Origin of the sequence: Stenotrophomonas sp. YIM B06876 (assembly GCF_030711595.1) — a bacterium.
Classification (GTDB): Bacteria; Pseudomonadota; Gammaproteobacteria; order Xanthomonadales; family Xanthomonadaceae; genus Stenotrophomonas.
On record NZ_JAUJUJ010000207.1, the window covers coordinates 1 to 1,379 of the forward strand.

Genomic DNA, 1,379 nt, shown 5'->3' on the forward strand with positions numbered 1-1,379 from the left:
AGGACTACCACCGCAGCCTGGGCGACCTCGCGGGCCTCGAAGCGGACGAGCCGCCGCAAGCCGCGAGCAAGACCTGGCTCCGGCTCACGCAGGGCAACGACGACGAGCATTCGCTGCTCACCCTGTTCCTGTGCCTGGCCGCCGGCGCGCCCAAGAAAACGTTGCTGACCGAAAAAACCGCCGCCAGCCTGGTGCGCAAGATTCGCAAGAGCGGTCTTCAGCCTGCGCTGGCCACCGAGTTCATCACAGCCCACGCACCCGGTCTCTACCAGGACGACTACCGTCAGATGTGGAGCAGCTTCGTGCAGGAGTCGCAAAAAACGCTGTGCAGCGACATGGACTACCAGCAACACGATGCGCTGGCGCTGCTGCGCCGGGAATGCAACGTGGTGGGGTGAAGAAAGCGGCGCCGCCGCGCGCTTTACAGCTTGGCTGGCTCCTGCGCCGGGGTGGGCAGATAGCGCTCGCTCCACATCGCAATCAGATTCGCCGCATAGATGGCATCGCTCTTGCGGCTGAGCAAATGGTCGGCATCGTCGAGCGACACAAAGCTTTTCGGGTGCTTGGCCGCGCTGAAGATATGCGTGGCATTCACGATGCCGACGGTGCTGTCGCGCGGTGAATGCATCACCAGCAATGCCCGGCGCAGGTGCGCGATCTTGTCGGTCAGTGGGTGCTCTGCGGCATCTTCCAGAAACTGGCGCTTGATCCGGAACGTGCGCCCGGCAAGCTGCACCTGTGCTTCGCCCTGCGCCGAGATGGTTTCAAGCTGCTCCCGAAAGAGCCCGGTGACATGCGATGGATCACTGGGCGCGCCAATCGTCACGACGGCGCGCACCTCGGGAATGTCGGCGGCGGCGGCAAGCACCGCGGCGCCGCCCAGGCTGTGGCCAATCAGCAGCGAGGGTGCGTGCTGGTATTGGCGGCGCAAATGGTTCGCTGCGCCGATCAGATCGGCCAGGTTGGAGGAGAAGTTGGTGTTGGCGAATTCGCCCTCGCTCGCGCCCAGGCCCGTGAAATCAAAGCGCAAGACGGCAATGCCATGCTCTGTCAGTGCCTGGGCGATCCGGCTGGCGGAAAAAATATCCTTGCCGCAGGTGAAGCAGTGCGCAAACAAGGCAAAGGCACGCGCGGGGCCTTCCGGCAAATCCAGGCGTGCTGCCAATTTTTGCCCATCGGATCCGATGAACTCAGTGCGTTCAATTTTCATGTCAGCCGCCTTGATAAAAATAGGCCATCCAGGCGGAAAATTATGAACGCCCGCAGGGTGTTCCGGTTGCCGGCCGCGCCGCAGACGCTTTTTTCGGCTCGCCGAGGCTTCGCATCCGTACACCAGAGATGCTATTTAAAAGTGAGCTATTGGCGCTTTGTGCATAAGC

General features: G+C 62.2%; 2 protein-coding genes. One reads left to right on the forward strand and one right to left on the reverse strand.

Features of this window, described 5'->3' with window-relative positions:
* A partial coding sequence (locus QZH66_RS16130; RefSeq protein ID WP_305806903.1) for a hypothetical protein occupies positions 1 to 398 on the forward strand: 398 nt, incomplete at its 5' end.
* Between the two features lie 23 nt (positions 399 to 421).
* Here QZH66_RS16130 and QZH66_RS16135 read toward each other — a convergent pair.
* On the reverse strand, positions 422 to 1,210 hold the full coding sequence (locus tag QZH66_RS16135; RefSeq protein WP_305806904.1) for an alpha/beta fold hydrolase: 789 nt from the start codon (positions 1,208 to 1,210) through the stop codon (positions 422 to 424).
* Positions 1,211 to 1,379: the final 169 nt, after the last annotated feature.

Coding starts and splice junctions, on each gene's coding strand:
- QZH66_RS16135 (WP_305806904.1), bottom strand. CDS start 1,210: ATGAAAATTGAACGCACTGAGTTCATCGGATCCGATGGGCAAAAATTG.